The sequence below is a fragment of the Nocardioides sp. NBC_00163 genome (genome assembly GCF_045206295.1).
Classification (GTDB): Bacteria; Actinomycetota; Actinomycetes; order Propionibacteriales; family Nocardioidaceae; genus Nocardioides.
Genome location: NZ_CP108155.1, coordinates 1,072,282 through 1,090,373, shown reverse-complemented (window position 1 = coordinate 1,090,373; position 18,092 = coordinate 1,072,282). Strand labels below are relative to the sequence as shown.

Here is an 18,092-nt window from a genome sequence, read left to right as displayed (position 1 = left end):
CCAGGAGGCATCACATGAGTGTGCTCGACAAATTTCGCCTCGACGGCCGCATCGCCATTGTCACCGGCGCCTCGTCCGGCCTCGGTGTCGCCTTCGCTCAGGCCCTCGCCGAGGCCGGCGCGGACGTCGTCCTCGCGGCACGTCGCGCCGACAAACTCGCTGACACAGCCGCACTCGTTCGTGCCGCCGGCCGGCGGGCACTACCCGTGACCACCGACATCGCGGATCCGGATCAGTGCTCCGCCCTGGTCGATGCGGCGATGACCGAGTTCGGCCGCGTCGATGTTCTCGTCAACAACGCCGGCGTCGCGACCGCCCACCCCGCCACCCGCGAAACCCCGGACCAGTTTCGTTCGGTGCTCGACATCAACCTCTCTGGGTCCTACTGGACCGCCCAGGCGTGCGGGAAGGTCATGCAACCCGGAAGTTCCATCGTCAACATTTCCAGTATCCTCGGGCTCACCACCGCCGGTCTGCCTCAAGCTGCCTACAGTGCCAGCAAGGCCGGCATCGTAGGTTTGACCCGTGATCTCGCCCAACAGTGGGGCGTCCGCAAGGGAATCCGTGTCAACGCGCTCGCCCCGGGCTTCTTCGCCTCCGAGATGACCGACCAGTATCACGACGGCTACCTCGACAGCCTCGCGCCACGGATGGTGCTCGGGCGCACCGGCGATCCTGCCGAACTCGCCGCCACCCTTGTCTGGCTAGCTTCCGACGCCGCCGGGTACGTAACCGGACAGACTCTTGCGGTAGACGGCGGCGTCACCATCACCTGATCGACGGCGCACATCACCCCGCCGATCTCTTCACGGCTATCTCGAGGGTCGGCAGCCAGTTTCCCGGCCTCGGCCTTCCTGACAACGGCCGTGACGGGCGCCTCAGTCCGGGGGCGCCCACGGCAGAACAACTACGCGATCGTTTAGTCACCTGGAGGTCCCCAAGCCCGAAGCAGCCATCGTCTCCACCGCGCGCTCCCCGATCGGACGTGCGGGGAGCGGGCTCGCTCACAGGGATGCGACCTGACGAAATGGCCACCCAGATGGTCCGGGCCGCCCTCGCCAGGGTTCCCGAGCTGGACCCCGCCGAGATCACCGACCTGATCCTCGGCAGTAGAAGCCCATGGCGCATGGATGAAGGAGCACGGTGGCGCGGTCGTCAACGTCTCCTCGATGACCAGCCTCCGGCCGGCGCCGAAGCGTCGGCTGGTATGGCGCCACCAAGGCGATGCTCAACTCCATCACCGAGCTGCTCGCCGTCGAACTCCGCCCCGACATTCGCGTGAACCGTCGTCACCGACGGCGGCGTCACCCTCACCAGGCGTCACCCTCACCAGCGGTGTCGAGTGATCGCCCCGGTGACCAGTGCGGTCCTCAGATTGCGCCACCACCAGAGTCGAGCGCGTGCAGCCCGAGGTCGAGGTAGATGCCGATGGCTTCGCCGGCGCTGTCGAATCCCGGCCCGGTGGCGGCCCCGACGCGGGCTCGGTGAGCGATGCCCGCGGCGATGACGGCGATCTTGAAGTAGGCCAGGGCCAGGTGGAACTCCCAGGCCCGGAGCGAGACGCCGCCTGCTGTCGCATACGCCTGCGCAAGCGAGGAGATGTCTGGGATTCGCGGGCTGGTCCATGCGCTGGGCTGACCGACGATCAGGTCGAAGACCGGGTGCCGGTAGGTGCACATCATCGCGACGTCGGCGATCGGGTCTCCGAGGGTGGACAGCTCCCAGTCCACGACGGCGGCGACCCGGGGATCGTCATCCGCATCGAGACCGAGGATCACGTTGTCGATGCGGTAATCGCCATGCACGATGCTCGTCGTGCCCTGAGCTGGCATGCTCGCCGCGAGGCGTCGGCTGAGCTCCGCCGCCGCCACGGCATGGCTGCCGTCTCCGATCAGCTCCCACTGGCCGGTCCACCTCCGCAACTGACGAGCCGCGTAGCCGTCCGGTCGACCGAAGCCGGCCAGCCCCACCTTTTCAGCATCGACGCGGTGCAACGCGGCCAGCGCTTCGATCAGCCGTCGCGAAACTGTGCCCACCACTTGGTCCTCGAGCCCATCGAGGTCCGTCGCCGTCCTGATCGTTGCGCCGGAAACGTGCTCGACCACCGTGAACGGCGCCCCGATGACCCGTTCGTCCTCACACAAGAGCAGCGGACGTGCCACCGGTACGGCGGAGTCGGCCAGTGCCTTGGTCACCCGGTACTCACGAGCTACGTCGTGCGCCGAGGGAGTTCGCCCCTTGCGTGGAGGCATCCGCAGCACCCATGAGGTCTCTCCGGCGTCGAGTCGGTAGGTCAGGTTGGAGCGGCCGCCGGCGATGAGCGTCGCGTCAAGTCCGGCTGCGACGTCGATGTGCCTCGCCGACATGAGCTCGGCGACGCGGCGCAGCTCGTCGTCAGTCAGAGACTGCGAGCTGCTCGACGGTGCGGCGTTGCTGGTCACAGGCGGGCCTTGGTGACTTCGGCGATGGCACGACGGGCGATGGACCAGCGGTGCACCTCGGATGGACCGTCGTAGATCCGGAACGGCCGGAGCTCACGAGCGATCTTGGCGACGGGAAGGTCGGCGGAGACCCCGAGGCCGCCGCAGAGCTGAACCGCGCGGTCGACGACCCGGTTCAGGGCCTCGGCCGCGAACGTCTTGGCGATCGAGGTCGCCTTCGCCGCACGGCCTCCAGCATCCAGCTCGTCGCACGCACGCAGGAGCAGGGCTCGGGTTGCGGCGAGATCGATCTCGTTGTCAGCGATCATCTGCTGGGCCATCCCGAGTTCGGCCACACGTGCCCCGAAGGCCCGTCGCTCGCTGGCATAGACAATTGCTGTCTCGTGGGCACGCCGCGCCGCTCCGGTCCACCTCATCACGTGCGTCATGCGAGCCGGTCCCAGCCGCACCTGGGCGTATCGGAACCCCTGATCGACCTCTCCGAGAACATCGTCGTCGGGAATGAAGAGATCCGTGAAGACGACCTCACAGTGTCCGCCCACCATCGACTTGTCCATGGTGGCGATGTGTCGGACGACGTCGATCTCTGGCCGGTCGCCCGGCGTCAGGAACATCGTCGCCCCTCCCAGTTCCCCGGGGTCGCCGCTGGTGCGGGCCATGATGATGAACATCCCGGCACCGTCGGCGCCGGTGATGAAGTGCTTACGGCCGTTGACCAGCCAGCCGCCGTCCACACGCTGCGCAGCGGTTGTCAGCGCCGCGGGATCCGATCCGGCGCCCGGGCCGGGCTCGGTCATCGCGAACGCCGACCTCAGCTCACCGGCAACGAGTGGCCGGAGGTACCGGTCTCGCTGTCGCGTCGTAGCCACGTGATCCAGGAGATGGACGTTGCCCTCGTCCGGTGCGGCTATGTTCAGTGCTGTTGGGCCGAACAACGAGTATCCGGCCTCCTCGAACACGGCAGCGCGGGCGACCATCCCGAGCCCCAGGCCGCCGCAGTCAGCGGGCGCATGGACCGCCAGCAGGCCGGCTTTCGCAGCGAGCGCTTGCAGCCGCACGCGCAAACTGTCCCCGCCGGCTGCTTCGATGTCGCCGTCGTGCCGGTCGTCGATCTCGAGCACCTCTGCCCGAATGAACTCCCGCGTTCGCGCTGCGAGCGCGTCCAGATCCACCGCCTGCATCCTAGGCCGTCCGATCGCTCGGCTGGTCAGTATCGCGAGGCACGGTGGTTGCACCCCGGGTTCGTTCCGCCGTCTCGATCAGGATCTTCGCGACCTCGGCCGGACGATCGATCATGAGCTCGTGACATCCGTCGACGTCGTAGGATCGCCAATTCTCGGACGATCGAGCCACGTCGCGATTGACGACGAAGTGCGGGAGGCTATCCCAGCCTGTGGCGAAGACGTACGTGCGGTCGACCGCCTTGTAGGCCCCCGTGAGGACGACCTTGTCGGTTGCCGTGTTCGCGGACTGAGGGGTCATCTGACTGTCAACCCACTCGCCGTCCGCGCCGTGAAGTCCGAAGATCGCAGCGGGAGGAGGAGGCACGGGGGTCAATCCAGGTGGGGAAGCCGGCCAGCCGAGGTCGACCAGCGATTGACTGTCCTGGGGAACGAAGGCGTCGAGATAGACCAACGATCGAATGCGCTCCGGCACTCTGTCCGCGACGGCGGTAGCGACGATTCCACCGAAAGAGTGAGCCACCAAGACGAAGTCATCGAGCTGCTCCCAGCGGATCACGTTCAGCACATCGTTGCAGTAGACCTCGAGGTCGATCTCGGGTGAATCGAGATGTGACCGTTCCGCGAGCCCCGTGAAGGTCGGCGCGTGAACCACGTCCCGGGCCGGAAGGTGCTCGATCAGGCGACGCCAGCACCAGGCGCCGTGAAACCCGCCGTGGAGGAGCAGGTATGTCGTCATGCGTCGCTTCCCTTCGCGAGATGGAGCTTCTCGAGGAGCCTTCGGGACGGTTTCCGTACGAGTGACGGGCGTGTGCCGCGGGCAGCCGTGGGAGAGAACATCGTCCGCCGGGGTCCGACCAGGTGGTCAGGACGGCTCCATCATGATTGTGACTGAACCGTATGGCATTGACCTAAGTCACACAAGAGATGCGTTAGCCGCGCTTCAACAGGACCAAGGCTCTTGGCGCGACATAGATCATTGTGATATGCCTATGTTTGTGACGTAGCGCACATGTCCAAAGATCTGCCAGGATTCCAAAGCTTCGTCAGTGCCCGATCCGTCGAGCCGGCAACCGCCGGTTCGACCGCGACGTCCTCAAACGGCCGAAGGAACATCATGCGCGTCTCCTGTGTCCTCGCACCAACGCTCCAGTCGCCGGAGCACATCGTGGTTGCCGAGCAGCTCGGCTACGAACGAGCGTGGCTCTTCGATACGCCGCAGCAGAGTCCGGACGTCTGGATGACCCTCGGACGCGCTGCCGAGCTGACAGACACGATCGGCATCGGACCCGGCGTCCTCGTCCCCAGCCTGCGGCACCCGATGTCCGCCGCGGCAGCGACAGCCACGCTCGCATCGCGTGCGCCGGGTCGCGTCGCCGTGGCTTTTGGCACTGGCTTCACCGGTCGCCGGTCCATGGGTCAGAGGGGCCTCTCGTGGTCAGCGGTTGCCGCCTACGTGCGGGCGTACCGTGGCCTGATCCGTGGCGAGACCGTGCTCTGGGAGGGCGCGCCGATGAAGATGTTCAACTCGGCGGACCACCTCGACCGCGCTGCGGCTGATGTTCCGATCTTGATCTCGGCCTTCGGGCCCAAGGGGGAGCAGGTCACCAAAGACCTCGGCGTCGACGGGATCATGGCGTTCGGCCAGGTTCCGGCCGGTATGAAGGACTTCGGCTGGAGCTCATTGTTCATCGGAGGCACGGTGCTGGAGGGTGACGAGGGGATCGACTCCGATCGGGTCAAAGAGGCCGCGGGTCCTGCGTGGTCGGTGGTCTATCACATCGGCATGGACTTCATGGGCGGCCTCGACGCAGTCCGTGCCATGCCCGGGGGTGAAGCCTGGGCAGCGCAGATCGAGAAGACCCATGAGTCCGAGCGCCACTTCGCTGTGCATGACGGTCACCTGATGTACCTCAATGAAGCCGACGAGGCGGCATGGGCTGCCGGCGGTCACGCGATGCTCAAGGACGTCACTCTCACGGGAAGCCCGGAAGAGCTCCGCGAAAGGGTTGCCGCCTACGCCGAGCAAGGGGTCACCGAGCTGGGCTTCCAACCGTTCGGCGCCCACATCGAGCGCGAGCTGGAGAAGTTCATGAAGGCGGTCGGCTGAGCGCCGGCATCAAGCGCGGTGAGCGGCCGTCGCGGCAGCCCAGGCGGACCCGGGGTTGGCGCGGTTCGGGTGCTTGTCGAGGAGTGCGGCGTAGAGCTCCTCGGTCGTTGTCGTCGCCTCGCGCAGCGCGTCGAAGTCCTCGAGGTAGGTCAACGTCTCGGCAATGTCAGACGGGTCGTCGGGATAGTCGCTGTGCTTGTGTCCTGCCACCGCAACTCGGGCGTCGAGCTGTGACAGTTGCTCGAGGGCGGATCGCCAGTTGTCCCGCGACTGGGGAGTGGTCTCGGCGAGGTAGGGATGCGTGTGGTTGTAGACGACGTCACCGCCGACGATCAAGCTCAGGTCAGGCACCCAAATGACCGTCGTGCCCTCGGTGTCCGTGAAGCCCGTTGGGAGGATCTGGAGCTCATGACCGTCGAGATCCAGCGCCGCCGACTCGATGACGTCGGGCACGTGGAGCGGTGACGGGATCTCACCGGGGAACAGCCTGTTCCAGAACGAGTCCACCATCTCAGGCGAGGCATGCTTCTCGGCCTGGACGACGGTGTCGGCGGTTGCGACGGCAGTAGCTCCCTTGAACCGGTTGAGCAGTTGTCCGATGCCGAAGAAGTGGTCCCCATGTCCGTGGGTGGAATAGATCTGGGTCAGGTTTCGATCGAAGGAGGCGACCCACTCGACGAGTTCCTCGTTCTGCGCCGCGGTCGTGAAGGTGTCGATCAAGATCGCGTCGCGGGGCCCGTAGACGAGAGTCGACGTGTTCGTCACCCACTGGAGGTCGGCCGGCCCGTAGGGGAGGTCACGGGTCAGAGAGGGACGGCGGTTGACGAGGACCGCATAGTTCAGGCCCTCGGAATCGCTGGGCGGCTGGTGGCTCATGGTTGTTCTCCTCTTTCCTCGGGGGCGGCCTGTATGACTGTCATGAGGTCTACGAGCTCGGCTCGCCATCTCATCGTGACATATGCATAGACCTTACATGTATGTCGACTGGTCGGCGACCGGACCGCCTCTCTGGCAGAGAGCGTCCAGAACCTGGCACGCAGATGCAGGAAAGCTCACCCGAAGGCGGGTGATGCTGATTCGACAGGCTCCACGAGAACCTGCATGTCTCGGGAACTGACCGAATACGAAAGGCAATCGACATGTCACAGACGACTCCGGCCAAGGGGCCCGTAGCGCAGGCGTTCCTCCATCTCGAGATCGTTCACGCCGACCCCGAAGCGGTATTCGCATTCCTACACAACTGCCTCGGTGCGGAGCGAGTGGAGCGGGAGATCTCCGAGAGTCTGGAGGAGGGGCTCGGATTCGGACCCATCCTGCATGCCCGGGTCGGGAACATCGTGTTCCAGATCGTGAAGCCGCCGCCCACGATCCTCGGCCAGCCCGCGTCGTGGTTCACCGAGCTCGAGGAGCGCGGGCCTGGGGTGCACAACGTGTCCTTCTATGTCGACGACACCGAGGCGGTCAAGGAGAGGATGCTGGCCCGAGGCGCCACCGAGGTCGTCGACGTGGATCTGCCGTTCCATGAGGTCGGCCTGGGTGCGGGACCCACCCGCTTGTTGGTGATGGACGCTCGGGAGCAGACGGGCCTGCGCTTCGAGATGGTGCTGCCCATCGAGGGATGGGTCCCCTATCCGGCACGGATCGAACTCGCCGAGTAGTCGTCCAGTGAAGCGAGGCTCAACCGGCCGCGCGACCGTCTCGGAACTTGAAACCAGCGATGATGACGTATACGTAAGCATTACGCTTGTGTCTTCACTTCTAGGGAAGGACTTCACATGAGTCGTGCAGACGTCCTGGTCGACGCGGACTGGGCAGAGCAGAACCTCGACACCGACGGCATCGTGTTCGTCGAGGTCGACGAGGACCTGGCGGCGTACGAGCGTGGGCATCTGAGGGGTGCCGTGAAGCTCGATTGGACGTCAGAGCTGCAGGACCCGATCGTTCGTGACTTCGTGGACAAGGAGGCATTCGGGGCGCTGATGTCACGCAAGGGCATCCGCAACGACGACACCATCGTCCTCTATGGCGGCAACAACAACTGGTTCGCTGCCTACGCGTACTGGTACCTGAAGGTCTACGGACACGCGTCGGTGAAGCTCCTCGACGGCGGCCGCAAGAAGTGGGAGCTCGACGGTCGAACCCTGACGACAGATCTCGTCGAGCGCGCTGCGACCGAGTACGTGGCGCACGATCAGAATCTGTCGATCCGAGCCTTCCGCGACGAGGTCATTGCTGGAATCGGCACCAAGAACCTGCTCGACATCCGCTCGCCGGACGAGTTCGCGGGTCGGCTGCTCGCACCTGCCCACCTTCCACAGGAGCAGTCACAGCGCGCGGGTCACATTCCCGGTGCGTCGAACGTGCCGTGGACCCGGACCACGAACGAAGACGGCACCTTCAAGAGCGACGAGGAGATCGACGCCATCTACCGCGAGGCAGGTCTCGACTGGTCGAAGGACAGCATCGCCTATTGCCGCATCGGTGAGAGATCCTCCCATAGCTGGTTCGCGATCCATGAGCTTCTCGGCCACAAGAACATCAAGAACTACGACGGATCGTGGACCGAGTACGGTTCACTGGTCGGCGTACCGATCGAGGTCGGCCCCTGAAACAGGCTGACTTGTCGATCGAGATGTCCTTCGATCCTCTGTTCGCTTGCTCTGGCGCGCGGTCGGGATGGAATATGGTTGGCCTCACCTTGTTCGGCGGACCTATGGATGTTGCGCACTCGGCGAATGTCAGCCGCTGAGACCGTCTGAACACGGCAGAGCTCAGCGGGCCGTTGCATCGACCATGCACGTGGACATGGCGGTGAGTATCGACCGGACGTTGGCAGCAGCGTCCTTTCGGGCGTGGGGCGCCGCCGCGGGGTCCACGATCTTGCCCTTGTCGCGGCTGCCCTCGGCATGGCCTCTGGTTGATCGGTGGCGCGAGCGAGCCGCGATCGCCGCGCTGCAGGACTGGATCGAGCAGTGCCTGCCGTTTCAGGGGCGTGCATTCCGCGCGGAGTAAGCGCGGAGTAAGGCTGCATGCCGCGCGACTACCGAGCCCCGGGCTGGATGTGACCCTGACGTCTCGTAGCCTGGGCCGCCACGTCGGACGGGAATCGGCAAGCCAGGCAGCCCGCGTGGCGCCGGCGTGACTGATCGTTCCAACGGTCGGGGGAGTCGTGGCAGCCCGGCTCCGCCGCGGCCGCGTCGTGGTGGTCCCTCGCGGCGCGGCCTCTGGTCGTCGTCGCGGACGTGATCCTGGTGATGACCCGTCGCTCGGATCCGCCACGTAGTCATGGGTGATCCGGTGCCGCGTGCGACCGGCCGGATCGCACTGCCCGTTCTGGCGCCGTGGCCAGAACTTGCGTGGGACAGCATTGCGGCGGCGGGACAGTGATGGACAAACCGCAGGGCGCAGTGGTCACGGGACGCCGCTGCCAGCGTCGCACCGCTGAGTGGCGCGCTCAGGAGGCGATCTGATCGCCGTGGTCGTGGTTGTTGAGACCGATCGCGTAGACCGTCGAGGGCTGCCTCGAGCGCCGCCACCGGCAGGTCGGGAGGGAAGGCCCGTCGATGTCGCGCTCCGGCGAGGTCCGGGCCAGACAGTCGCAATCCGGCGGGCCAGGGCCTCGTCGCGGGTGGTGGCCTAACTCTTGGCGTGACATAGATCATTGTGATATGCATATGTCATGTGACGTGAGCCACATACCATCGAGCTGTTCGCTGCCGTGATCGTCGACGTTGTCGTCCCGCTGGGCCTCGAAGGCGCGTTGGACCACATTTGCATCGACGAAACTGGCAGGACTCTCGGGAAGCACATGTCATCAGCGTGACCGCGAAGAAGTTGCGACAAGCCTCTTCGTTGCACCGAACATTGACAAGGACGAAATTCCGCATGAGCGTGATCGAGGATCTTCCGCAGCGATCGGTGTCCGGCCCTGGCGGAGATGGCTATTGGGATCTCACCAGCATTCCTGGATCCGAGCGGGAGGCCGGCTTCGAAGAACTCGTATCGGCGACACACGTGGACATGGCGGTGCGCATCGACTCGGCGTCCTCGGCGGCGTCCTTTCAGGCGTGGGGGCGCCGCCGCTGGATCCGCGATCTTGCCCTTGTCGAGGCTGGTTGTGATCCATGTGACGGGATGCGGGGGAAGCGCCGGGCCGCTCGGGCCGACGGCCTGTACCTCGGGGTGACCGTCCTCCGCCGGGGGCACGAGACCCTGGTTCTGGGCGACACCATGACCGATCTACGCCCAGGCGATGCCGTGGTGTGGCGCAGCGACCAGCCGATTCGGTTTCGGGTCCACACGTCGCAGGTCAAGCAGACCCTCATCGTGCCGATGTCCGCGTTGGCGGAGATGAGCGGCGGGAAACGCCTGGGCGGGCCGCTGTTCCTTGACCGCTCAGCGCCGTCCACACAGTTGTTTGCCGGGTACCTCGGGCTGGTGTCGCGAACGATGGACCGGCTGAGCGCTCCCGAAGTGGATGCCGCACGCAGCGCCGCGCTCGAGCTGTTGGTCGCGGCCGCTCGCCGGCACAGCCTCTCGTCGACCGGTGGCGCGGCCGAGCCGCCGGTCGCTGCGCTGCAGGACTGGATCGAGCAGCGCCTACCGGCAGGGGACGTCACTGCCATGTCGATCGCTGCCGCGCACGGGATGTCCGTGCGCGGCGTCTACCGGGTCTTCGAGGAGGCCGGCGAGACGGTGGGAGCGTTCGTACGTGCTCGGAGACTGGCCCGGGCGCGCCGCGACATCGCCGCCGGAGCCGGATCGATCGCGGATGTCGCGGCACGCTGGGGCTTCTCCGATCCCAGCCACTTCGCCCGCGCCTTCCGCGCGGAGTACGGCTGCACGCCGCGCGACTACCGAGCCTCGGCCTCGACGCGACCCTGACGTCTGATCCGCGCCGTTCTGGCACGGATTGGCCAGAACCCGGCAGGCAGATGCAGGAATCTGACCAGTGTCGCGGGCCACGCTGTTCTTGCAAGTCGGAATGGTTTCGACGAGGTCAAGGAGTATTTCGTGGCACGTGAGGACATCGAGTTCACTGCGCAGGGCGCGACGTTGCGTGGGTGGTTCTATCCCGCTGAGGGTGCTGGTGGTGAGGAGCCGTGCGTGGTTCTGTCGCATGGGTTCTCGGCGGTCAAGGAGATGTGGCTCGACCGTTACGCCGAGGTGTTCCAGGCGGGCGGGTTGAGCTGTCTGGTCTATGATCACCCGGGATTCGGGGCGAGCGACCCGGTGGCGGGTAGCCCGCGGCAGGAGATCGATCCGTGGCAGCAGATCCGGTGCACGCAGGACGCGATCACCTACGCCCAGTCCCGTTCCGAGGTCGATGCCGACCGCATCGGCTTGTGGGGCACGAGCTACAGCGCCTCGCACGCCTTCGTCGTCGCCGCGACCGATCATCGGGTCAAGGCCGTCGTGACCCAGGTCCCGGCGGTTTCGGGTACGGCGTCGTTCACCAGTCAGATTCGGATCGATCACTGGGCAGGCACGGATGCTGCGTTCGCCAGTGAGCGGCTGGCCCGGATGGGCGGTGCGGCGCCGACCTTGATGCCTGTCGTCACCGAGGATCCCGCAGGGCCGGCGGCGCTGGGACACCGTGACTCCTTCGAGTGGTTCACCACTCATGCCGATCGGGCCCCGGCTTGGCGCAACGAGATCACCGTGCAGTCGGTCGAATACGTGCGTGGCTACGACGTGGAGTCGTGGATCCCGGCGATCTCGCCCACTCCGCTGCTGATGATCGTGGCGCCGCATGACCGGGTCACCGACGGCCAGATCGCTTTGGTGGCCTACGAGACGGCTCTGCAGCCCAAGAAGCTGGTTCTGATTCCGGGGGGCCATTTCGACTCCTACACCGGCCCCAACTTCGACGCCACCTCGGAACCCGCACGCGACTGGTTCGTCGAGCACCTGCTCACCAAGCACTGAAAGGCCAGACCCATGACTCAGACAGACCCGACCGGCGGTCCCTCAGCGCAGGTCCTCGTTCATCTCGAGATCGTCCACTCAGATCCGGAGGCCGTCTTCGAGTTCCTCCACGACTGCCTCGGAGCCGAGCGTGTCGAGAAGAACATCGGGGACTTTCTCCAGGAGACATTCGGAGTCAAAGGCGTGCATGCCAAGGTCGGAAACATCGTCTTCCAGATCCTGGCGCCGGCCCCAACACTCCCGACGTGGTACGCCGAGCTCCAGGACCGTGGTCCAGGAGTCCACAACGTGACGTTCTACGTCGACGACCTCGAGGAGGTCAAGCAGCGGATGCTCGGCCAGGGTGCCACCGAGATCCTCGACATGGACGTCCCGTTCCAGGAGATCGGCCTAGGCGAAGAGCCCACACGCCTGTTGGTCATGGACGCCCGCGAGCAGACCGGCCTGCGCTTCGAGATGTGCCAGCCGATCGACGGGTGGATTCCCTACCCAGCGAGAGCTGAGCGCCCGGAGTAATCGCTCTGCTCGGCATGCAGGAGGTCGACTGGGTCGGGCTGGAGGTCGTCGGCTGAGCGCCGACGACCTCCATTCAGCTCAGGCCGGTGGCATCGTCCGCGCGAGCCACCCGTTGGCCTCCTGGAAGGCTGACGGGGCGGGACGGAAGGCGTTCAGGTCGTGTCCCGCGCCCGGGACGAGGATCGAGCTGAGCGACGGAGCGTCAGGGAAGTACGGGCTCTCCTGTTCGACGAGGCGCGCCTCGGTGGAGCAGTCCGTCCCCAGGTCCAGCTGGGACTGACCACAGAAGATTCCATCGAGTGTGCCGTTCACGATCAGGGTCGGAACGTCGATCCTCAGGGGAGTGGCGAGGATCAGAGGGTAGTTGTCGAGCTCCTCCGCGGTGAAGGTTCCCTTGGTCGCTTCGTCACGCTCGATGATGCGGCCGTCGACGTCCGTCGCCGGCGCATAGAAGAGGCTCTGGTGGTTTCCGGGTTCAGGGGTGAGGTAGCCGGCGTCGAGCAGGGTGCCCGCGAACTGCGGGTCGAGCGCGGCGGGGTACGACTTTGCGGTGACGTTGAGCGCCGTGCTGGCGTTCAGCTTGTGGCTGAAGCCGGTGAGGATGACGGCGTCGACGTCCCGGAAACGGGACGCCTCGATCATGCTCGTGAAGCTGCCGTAAGAGTGACCGACCAGCGCAACGTTCGAAAACGCTATGCGCTCGCCGCCCGGCGCCGCGACTTCTCCCGCGCGAAGGGCCTGGACGAGATTGTGCAGGGCGGTCGCGTTGGACGTGATGTCAACGAAGTTGCTCGGGGGATGGCTGCTGGCGCCGTTGCCGAGCCGGTCGATCGCGACAGTCGCGTAGCCGGCGCGGGTGGCGTGGTACTCCCAGGAGTAGGTGTTGGCCTCGGGGTCAGCGGGATCTGCGATGTTCCAGTAGCGGTGGTCGTAGGTGATGCCGTGGACGAGGACCTGAACACCACGCGGGGTCTGGCCCTTGGGGAGACACAGCTTCACGAAGATGTACTGGCCACTCCTCTCGGCGTCCAGGGCGGGCCCCAGCTCGCTCCCCGGCGCGATCACGATCCCGGGCTGCAGGTCGACGGGCACCGTGCTGGTCCTGCACACGCGCTGGTTGTCGGGTGCGACGGACGCAGCGACGACGGCGGGGTCGCTCGCCGGCCCGGCGCTGGCTGGCAGGGACGCCGTCCCGAGCAGGGTCCCGAGAACCAGAAGTGCGAAGCCAATGCCGCGGGTGGTTGTTTCCAGGGTGGACCCCATCAGTCCGGCCCCTACTTCAGACCGCTGGCGTCAGGACCGGCGTAGCTGTCGACCTCGAGCTTGATGCCGCCGGGGGAGTCTGCGCGTGAACGGTGTGTGGTCATCGCCCTGACTGCACCCACGGCCGCAGCTCCCGCCAGGAGCGGAATGGCTAGGGTGAAGAAGATCTGGTCCACGCCCCATCCTGCGCCGAGCATCACGCCACCCAGCAGACCGCTGACGATGGAACCGGCCTTGCCGAAGCTGTGCATCCATGACACACCGGTTGCGCGGGCTTCAGTGGGGAAAACCGATGTGCTCAGTGCGTTCATGCCGCTGTTGGCACCCACGAGGACAACGCCGATGATGAAGCCCAGAACAAGCAGCAGGGGCAAGGTCAGGTTGGCTGACGCAAGGATCAAGGCCGCTCCGGCGGCCAGTGTGAAGGCCGCGCCCAGGGATACGTACTTGCCCAGCTTCTCCATGGCAACCCCGATGGCCAAGGCTCCGATCACACCACCGACGCCGAACATCGAAACCACATTGCCTGTGCCCGCGGCGTCGATACCGAGCTGCTTGACGATGAGCGGCAGGTAGTTCAGGAACATGTAGACGACTGCGGCGCAGATGAAGTAGCAAAGCCAGATCAGGAGCGATACCACCACAAGCTTCTTGGACAGTACGGCTCTGACGCCTCCAACCGGCTTGGCACCGGCACCAGAGGCTGCGCCTGTCAGATCCACAGCCTTCATGTCGAACCCGGGAATGATGGCGCCCAGTACCTTCGTCACGTTGTCCGTCCGGCCTCCCCGTCGAATCATGAACACCGTGGATTCCGGCAGGCCCCAAACCAGGGCCGGCAGAAGAACCAGTGCGAGGACTGTCCCGGTCCCGAGCAGCCACTGCCAGCCCAGGGTGGGAATAATGGTTGACGCCAGGAAGCCGGTGATCACCGTCCCTAGTGGGAAACCGGTGAACGTGATGGCCACAATGGCGGCCTTCCGCTTCTCAGGTGCGAACTCGGCCACGAGCGTGATGACCAGGGGCATGACCGCTCCCAGGAAGAGGCACGCCACCACCCGGAAGATTCCTAGCGTCAGGTCGTTCTGTGCCAGTGCGCCACCTAGGGTGGCGAGTCCGAACCCGGCCGTACCGACGATGATGGGGAGCCTTCGGCCAACCTGGTCAGACAGCGGGCCGGCAACGATCGAACCGACGGTAAGCCCGACAACCCCCAGTGTGACCATGGTTGTCACTGTTCCCAGCGAAGTACCCCACTCGGTGACGATCTGGGGGTAGATGAATCCCCACAGGCCGATCTCAACTCCTTCGAGGGTCATGGTCAGGAACCCCAGAAGGATGATCACGCGTCGCCTGTTGCCCAGCGGCGCTTGATTGAGTAGTTCCTGGACGGTCAAGCGGGAGGACGCCGAGGTCAGGGGGCCGGGCGTGTTTGACGCCTCGTTGGCAAATTCCATGTCGTTCGCCTTTCTGATGCACGCGGTCGTTGGCGTGCGTGGGCTGATGCGAAGCCCCTGGACTTTCTGGGGTGGGTTGCAGCGCCCGAGCGCATGGGTTACCGCTGGCGCGCGTGGCGCCAGTGCCTTCGAGACGTGGGATCGGCTACTCGGCTGCGCGAACCGTCGGAAGAATCAGGCGAGACGGGTGAGTGTGGTCGTGAAGGATGGTTTGCCGCGCTGGCCGAGTCTGCGAGGCGGCCGCTGGGCGGTCACCGGTGTTGGTGTTGCGGTCCCACCGGGGAAAGTCGCTGGAGGTCACGAGCAGTCGCAGAGCATGCCCCGCCTTGACGACATGACTAATGTTTCCCAGCTCGATCGTGAACGGATAGACCTCGCCGGGAACCAGCAGGGCCGGCTCGTCGTAGCTGTCGCGGAACCGGCCACGTACGAGTCCTTCGGCGAGGTTCTGGACGAACCCGTCCGGCCGCACGTCGCACAGGATCGCGATGAAGTCGGTGTCGACCGCGTCGGTCGACGCGTGCAGCTCGAGCTGCAACGGGCCGGTGATCTCGAGGTCGTCGGTCAGCGGGGCCGACGTGTAGTGCAGGACGTCCGGGCGGGTCGCCTTCACGCGCTGGTCGCGCACGCCGCCACCGACATACCGACCGCCGGCGGTCGGGACGGGGTCCTCCGGGTCGTAGACGTAGGTGTCAGACACCTGGCCCCGGACGGCCTGGTCGAGCTCCAGGGTCCCGCCACCGTCGGCGCCGTTGGCGTCGCCGTTGCTGTGGAGGTACCAGGAAGTCGCTCGCGCCCGCTCGAGCGGCCATGCGTCCTCGTGGCGCCAGGTGTTGTCGCCCATGACGAAGAGACTCACCCGCGGCCGCGGAAGAGACGTGCCGCCGTCACGGACGTAGTGGTGGAACCACTCGAGCTGCATCTGCAGCAGAGGGTAGGCCGCTTCTGGTCCGAAGTCGATGTCGCCCGTGCCGCCCGAGGTGGGCTGGCTGTACGGCAGCAGGTGCGACCAGGGACCCATGAAGAGTGCCTGGTTCTCCCGCGCCGTCGCGGACATCGCGTCTTGGCTGATGCCGCGGAAGTACTGCGGGGTGTCCCAGTTGGCGATGTCGTACCACGACCCCACGTGCAGCATCGGCACGTCGATGTTGTGCAGCTGTCGCCGAAGGTCCACCGCCCACCAGTACGCGTCGTCCTTGTCGTGGTGGAGGATGTCAGCCAGGAATGGCGCTCCCGCCCCGAACCGGTCGATCCAGTCCTCGAGGGGCAGGTGGCGTAGGGCGGCGTCGGTGAGGGGTGCGAACCGCACGTCGGGGTCGCTCTTCATCGCCTCGAGCTGGGCGAGACGCTCCGTGTCACCCAGCTTGCTGAGGACGTCGGTGGCCATGTTCATGAAGTAGCTGAGCGTCCAGCTCAGCTCGAGGGCGCCGCGGTTGTACCAGTAGTTCTCGAACGCGCCCAAGTACGCCGAGACGGGCACCGCCGTGACGAGGTGAGGCGGGCGCTGGGTGGCGGCCAGGTACTGCGAGAGGGCGCCGTAGGACTGGCCGAACATCCCGACCCGCCCGTTGGACTCGGGGAGCGAGGCAGCCCACTCGACGGCGTCGTACCCGTCGCGCGCCTCGTAGACGAACGGGTGCCAGACACCTTCGGAACCATGACGGCCGCGGGTGTCCTGCACCACGACGAGATATCCGTGAGAGGCGAAGAAGTGGGCCTCGTTGAAGGCCCCGGCGAGGTCGTTCTGGGTCCTGCCGTAGGGCGTCCTGCGGAGCAGGGTCGGGAACTCTCCGTTGCCGCGTGGTCGATAGAGATCGGCGTAGAGACGCTTTCCGTCCCGCGTGCGCATGACATCGCCACGTTCGACGATCACATTGAACGGTCCGCGTTGATCTTCGAGAGACACAGGCTCTTCCTGTCGTTCGGTTGGTCTGGTGGGCGAGCGGCACGGGTCACGCCCGGGGCGTGCCGCTCCACAGGTAGTCGTCTCCGATACGAGCCACCGTGCGCTCGCGCAGCTCCGCGGAAAACGCCAGCGCCCCGTCCAGCGGCCGGTGATGGATCGCGACCCTTGCGATCAGCCCGGCGTCGTCGCGTTCGAGCAGGGTGACCCCCGCGAGCGACACGCCGGAGTGGGTCTCCGCGCGCCACTCGAGGAACGTGACTGGGCCGCTCTGTGCCTGATGGACGAAGTCGAGCTGCTTGTAGATCTGACTGGCCTCGCCCATCACGAATGCAACGTCGTCGCGTCCGGTCACCGGCCGGTGCAGCACCGACGCCTGCAGGACGACGTCTTCGGCTAGGGTCGCCGCGAAGGAGTCGTCCCGCTTCTTCTCGAACGCCCCGGTCCATGCCTCTTCGGTGACGTTGCTGTCTCCGTGCTGACCGTCCACCGCCAGCACGCCGCGCAGGAAGGACACCAGCTCGGTGGCCACAGCATCCGGTGCCTCGACGTGAGGCCAGTGACCAACGCCGGGGACGGTGTGAACGAGCGCGTCAGGGAAGCGGGCCTCGATCAGCCCGAGGAGGTCCTTGTTGACGAACGGGTCCGTGGCGCCGGCCAGCACCATCGTCGGCACGGCCGGCGGGGCATCCTCGGCTGCGGCGGGGTCGCCACCCACCCACGCATCGAACCAGCCTTCGACACGGTGTTGCGGCACATCGAGTCCGGTCCGGACCAGGTGCTCGAGGTCGTCCGCACTGAGGGCAGCGGACAGCTGGCTGCGCAACGCACGCTGGATCTCTGGGTTGCCGGCACAGCCCCGTAGTGGTCGGGACATCTCGTCGGGAAGCGCCAGACCTCCCAGGGGGATCGGGGTCAGGAGCACCAGGGCGCTCACCGCGTCGCCGAGGCTTCGGGCGGCCAGTTCGGCGACCTGCGCTCCCATGCTCTGGCCCACCAACACGACCCCGTCGAGGCCCTCCTCTGCGAGCGCTGCCCTGGTCGCCGTGGCGGCCGTCTCGGCAAAGGCGTCGAGGGTCAGCTCTGCTTCATGGCGCGCGAGCGTCGGGGCAATCGTGCGGAACCCTTCCGCCTCCAGCGCCGACGCGACGCGACGCCATGCCGTCGCGTCGTCGAGATAGCCGTGGATCAGGACGACAAGGGGGCGACTGGTTGGTTCAGTGGTCACGGTTCCTCCTCAGGATTGACTGAACCGTACGCCTGTAGCGTGCGTCACACAAGAGCCCGAGAAAA

The 18,092-nt window shown here is 66.0% G+C and carries 15 protein-coding genes; 7 read left to right on the top strand and 8 right to left on the bottom strand.

Going from position 1 to position 18,092, the window contains the following annotated elements; all coding sequences use genetic code 11:
* The first annotated feature begins 14 nt into the window (after positions 1 to 14).
* The gene (locus OG801_RS05235; RefSeq protein ID WP_406034211.1) at positions 15 to 776 is read left to right on the top strand and encodes an SDR family NAD(P)-dependent oxidoreductase; all 762 of its coding nucleotides are present in this window, start codon (positions 15 to 17) and stop codon (positions 774 to 776) included.
* Between the two features lie 594 nt (positions 777 to 1,370).
* Here OG801_RS05235 and OG801_RS05230 read toward each other — a convergent pair.
* The 3 genes from OG801_RS05230 to OG801_RS05220 are packed head-to-tail and all read right to left on the bottom strand — an operon-like array spanning position 1,371 to position 4,361.
* The gene (locus OG801_RS05230) at positions 1,371 to 2,441 is read right to left on the bottom strand and encodes a phosphotransferase family protein (protein ID WP_406034209.1); all 1,071 of its coding nucleotides are present in this window, start codon (positions 2,439 to 2,441) and stop codon (positions 1,371 to 1,373) included.
* Positions 2,438 to 3,613, bottom strand: coding sequence for an acyl-CoA dehydrogenase family protein (locus OG801_RS05225; RefSeq protein ID WP_406034207.1), 1,176 nt, complete (start codon positions 3,611 to 3,613; stop codon positions 2,438 to 2,440). Before OG801_RS05225 ends, OG801_RS05230 begins: the two co-directional genes overlap by 4 nt.
* Before the next feature lie 10 nt (positions 3,614 to 3,623).
* The gene (locus OG801_RS05220; RefSeq protein ID WP_406034205.1) at positions 3,624 to 4,361 is read right to left on the bottom strand and encodes an alpha/beta fold hydrolase; all 738 of its coding nucleotides are present in this window, start codon (positions 4,359 to 4,361) and stop codon (positions 3,624 to 3,626) included.
* Positions 4,362 to 4,739: 378 nt separating this feature from the next.
* On the opposite strand from OG801_RS05220, the gene OG801_RS05215 reads away from it, so the two are divergent.
* The gene (locus tag OG801_RS05215) at positions 4,740 to 5,732 is read left to right on the top strand and encodes an LLM class flavin-dependent oxidoreductase (protein ID WP_406034204.1); all 993 of its coding nucleotides are present in this window, start codon (positions 4,740 to 4,742) and stop codon (positions 5,730 to 5,732) included.
* A gap of 9 nt (positions 5,733 to 5,741) precedes the next feature.
* Here the strand turns inward: OG801_RS05215 and OG801_RS05210 are convergent, their stop codons facing one another.
* Positions 5,742 to 6,608 carry an MBL fold metallo-hydrolase gene (locus OG801_RS05210; RefSeq protein WP_406034202.1) on the bottom strand — a complete coding sequence of 289 codons (867 nt, stop codon included), beginning with the start codon at positions 6,606 to 6,608 and terminating at the stop codon, positions 5,742 to 5,744.
* 263 nt (positions 6,609 to 6,871) lie between these two features.
* Here OG801_RS05210 and OG801_RS05205 point away from each other — a divergent pair, with 263 nt between their 5' ends.
* The 5 genes from OG801_RS05205 to OG801_RS05185 all read left to right on the top strand — a co-directional run bounded on the left by OG801_RS05205 (position 6,872) and on the right by OG801_RS05185 (position 12,176).
* Positions 6,872 to 7,390: a hypothetical protein gene (locus OG801_RS05205; protein WP_406034200.1), complete on the top strand. Its 519-nt coding sequence runs from the start codon at positions 6,872 to 6,874 to the stop codon at positions 7,388 to 7,390.
* Positions 7,391 to 7,507: 117 nt separating this feature from the next.
* Positions 7,508 to 8,341 carry a sulfurtransferase gene (locus OG801_RS05200; RefSeq protein ID WP_406034198.1) on the top strand — a complete coding sequence of 278 codons (834 nt, stop codon included), beginning with the start codon at positions 7,508 to 7,510 and terminating at the stop codon, positions 8,339 to 8,341.
* 1,276 nt (positions 8,342 to 9,617) lie between these two features.
* A complete protein-coding gene (locus OG801_RS05195; RefSeq protein ID WP_406034196.1) occupies positions 9,618 to 10,616 on the top strand; it encodes a helix-turn-helix domain-containing protein in 999 nt (332 codons plus the stop codon).
* 129 nt (positions 10,617 to 10,745) lie between these two features.
* Entirely contained in the window at positions 10,746 to 11,660 is a 915-nt protein-coding gene (locus tag OG801_RS05190) for an alpha/beta hydrolase (RefSeq protein WP_406034194.1), read from the top strand.
* Between the two features lie 12 nt (positions 11,661 to 11,672).
* Positions 11,673 to 12,176, top strand: a complete 504-nt coding sequence (locus OG801_RS05185; RefSeq protein WP_406034192.1) for a VOC family protein — start codon at positions 11,673 to 11,675, stop codon at positions 12,174 to 12,176.
* Positions 12,177 to 12,254: 78 nt separating this feature from the next.
* Here the strand turns inward: OG801_RS05185 and OG801_RS05180 are convergent, their stop codons facing one another.
* The 4 genes from OG801_RS05180 to OG801_RS05165 form a co-directional block, all read right to left on the bottom strand.
* A complete protein-coding gene (locus OG801_RS05180) occupies positions 12,255 to 13,439 on the bottom strand; it encodes an alpha/beta hydrolase (protein ID WP_406034191.1) in 1,185 nt (394 codons plus the stop codon).
* Between the two features lie 11 nt (positions 13,440 to 13,450).
* Positions 13,451 to 14,896, bottom strand: a complete 1,446-nt coding sequence (locus OG801_RS05175) for an MFS transporter (RefSeq protein WP_406034189.1) — start codon at positions 14,894 to 14,896, stop codon at positions 13,451 to 13,453.
* Positions 14,897 to 15,041: 145 nt separating this feature from the next.
* Positions 15,042 to 16,745, bottom strand: a complete 1,704-nt coding sequence (locus OG801_RS05170; protein ID WP_406034187.1) for a CocE/NonD family hydrolase — start codon at positions 16,743 to 16,745, stop codon at positions 15,042 to 15,044.
* A gap of 103 nt (positions 16,746 to 16,848) precedes the next feature.
* Positions 16,849 to 18,027: an alpha/beta fold hydrolase gene (locus tag OG801_RS05165; RefSeq protein WP_406034185.1), complete on the bottom strand. Its 1,179-nt coding sequence runs from the start codon at positions 18,025 to 18,027 to the stop codon at positions 16,849 to 16,851.
* Positions 18,028 to 18,092 lie beyond the last annotated feature (65 nt).

What these genes read in the sequence shown, in the direction of transcription:
- OG801_RS05235 (WP_406034211.1), top strand. Translation starts at nt 15, where the DNA reads ATGAGTGTGCTCGACAAATTTCGCCTCGACGGCCGCATCGCCATTGTC.
- OG801_RS05220 (WP_406034205.1), bottom strand. Translation starts at nt 4,361, where the DNA reads ATGACGACATACCTGCTCCTCCACGGCGGGTTTCACGGCGCCTGGTGC.
- OG801_RS05215 (WP_406034204.1), top strand. Translation starts at nt 4,740, where the DNA reads ATGCGCGTCTCCTGTGTCCTCGCACCAACGCTCCAGTCGCCGGAGCAC.
- OG801_RS05210 (WP_406034202.1), bottom strand. Translation starts at nt 6,608, where the DNA reads ATGAGCCACCAGCCGCCCAGCGATTCCGAGGGCCTGAACTATGCGGTC.
- OG801_RS05205 (WP_406034200.1), top strand. Translation starts at nt 6,872, where the DNA reads ATGTCACAGACGACTCCGGCCAAGGGGCCCGTAGCGCAGGCGTTCCTC.
- OG801_RS05200 (WP_406034198.1), top strand. Translation starts at nt 7,508, where the DNA reads ATGAGTCGTGCAGACGTCCTGGTCGACGCGGACTGGGCAGAGCAGAAC.
- OG801_RS05195 (WP_406034196.1), top strand. Translation starts at nt 9,618, where the DNA reads ATGAGCGTGATCGAGGATCTTCCGCAGCGATCGGTGTCCGGCCCTGGC.
- OG801_RS05185 (WP_406034192.1), top strand. Translation starts at nt 11,673, where the DNA reads ATGACTCAGACAGACCCGACCGGCGGTCCCTCAGCGCAGGTCCTCGTT.
- OG801_RS05180 (WP_406034191.1), bottom strand. Translation starts at nt 13,439, where the DNA reads ATGGGGTCCACCCTGGAAACAACCACCCGCGGCATTGGCTTCGCACTT.
- OG801_RS05175 (WP_406034189.1), bottom strand. Translation starts at nt 14,896, where the DNA reads ATGGAATTTGCCAACGAGGCGTCAAACACGCCCGGCCCCCTGACCTCG.
- OG801_RS05170 (WP_406034187.1), bottom strand. Translation starts at nt 16,745, where the DNA reads ATGCGCACGCGGGACGGAAAGCGTCTCTACGCCGATCTCTATCGACCA.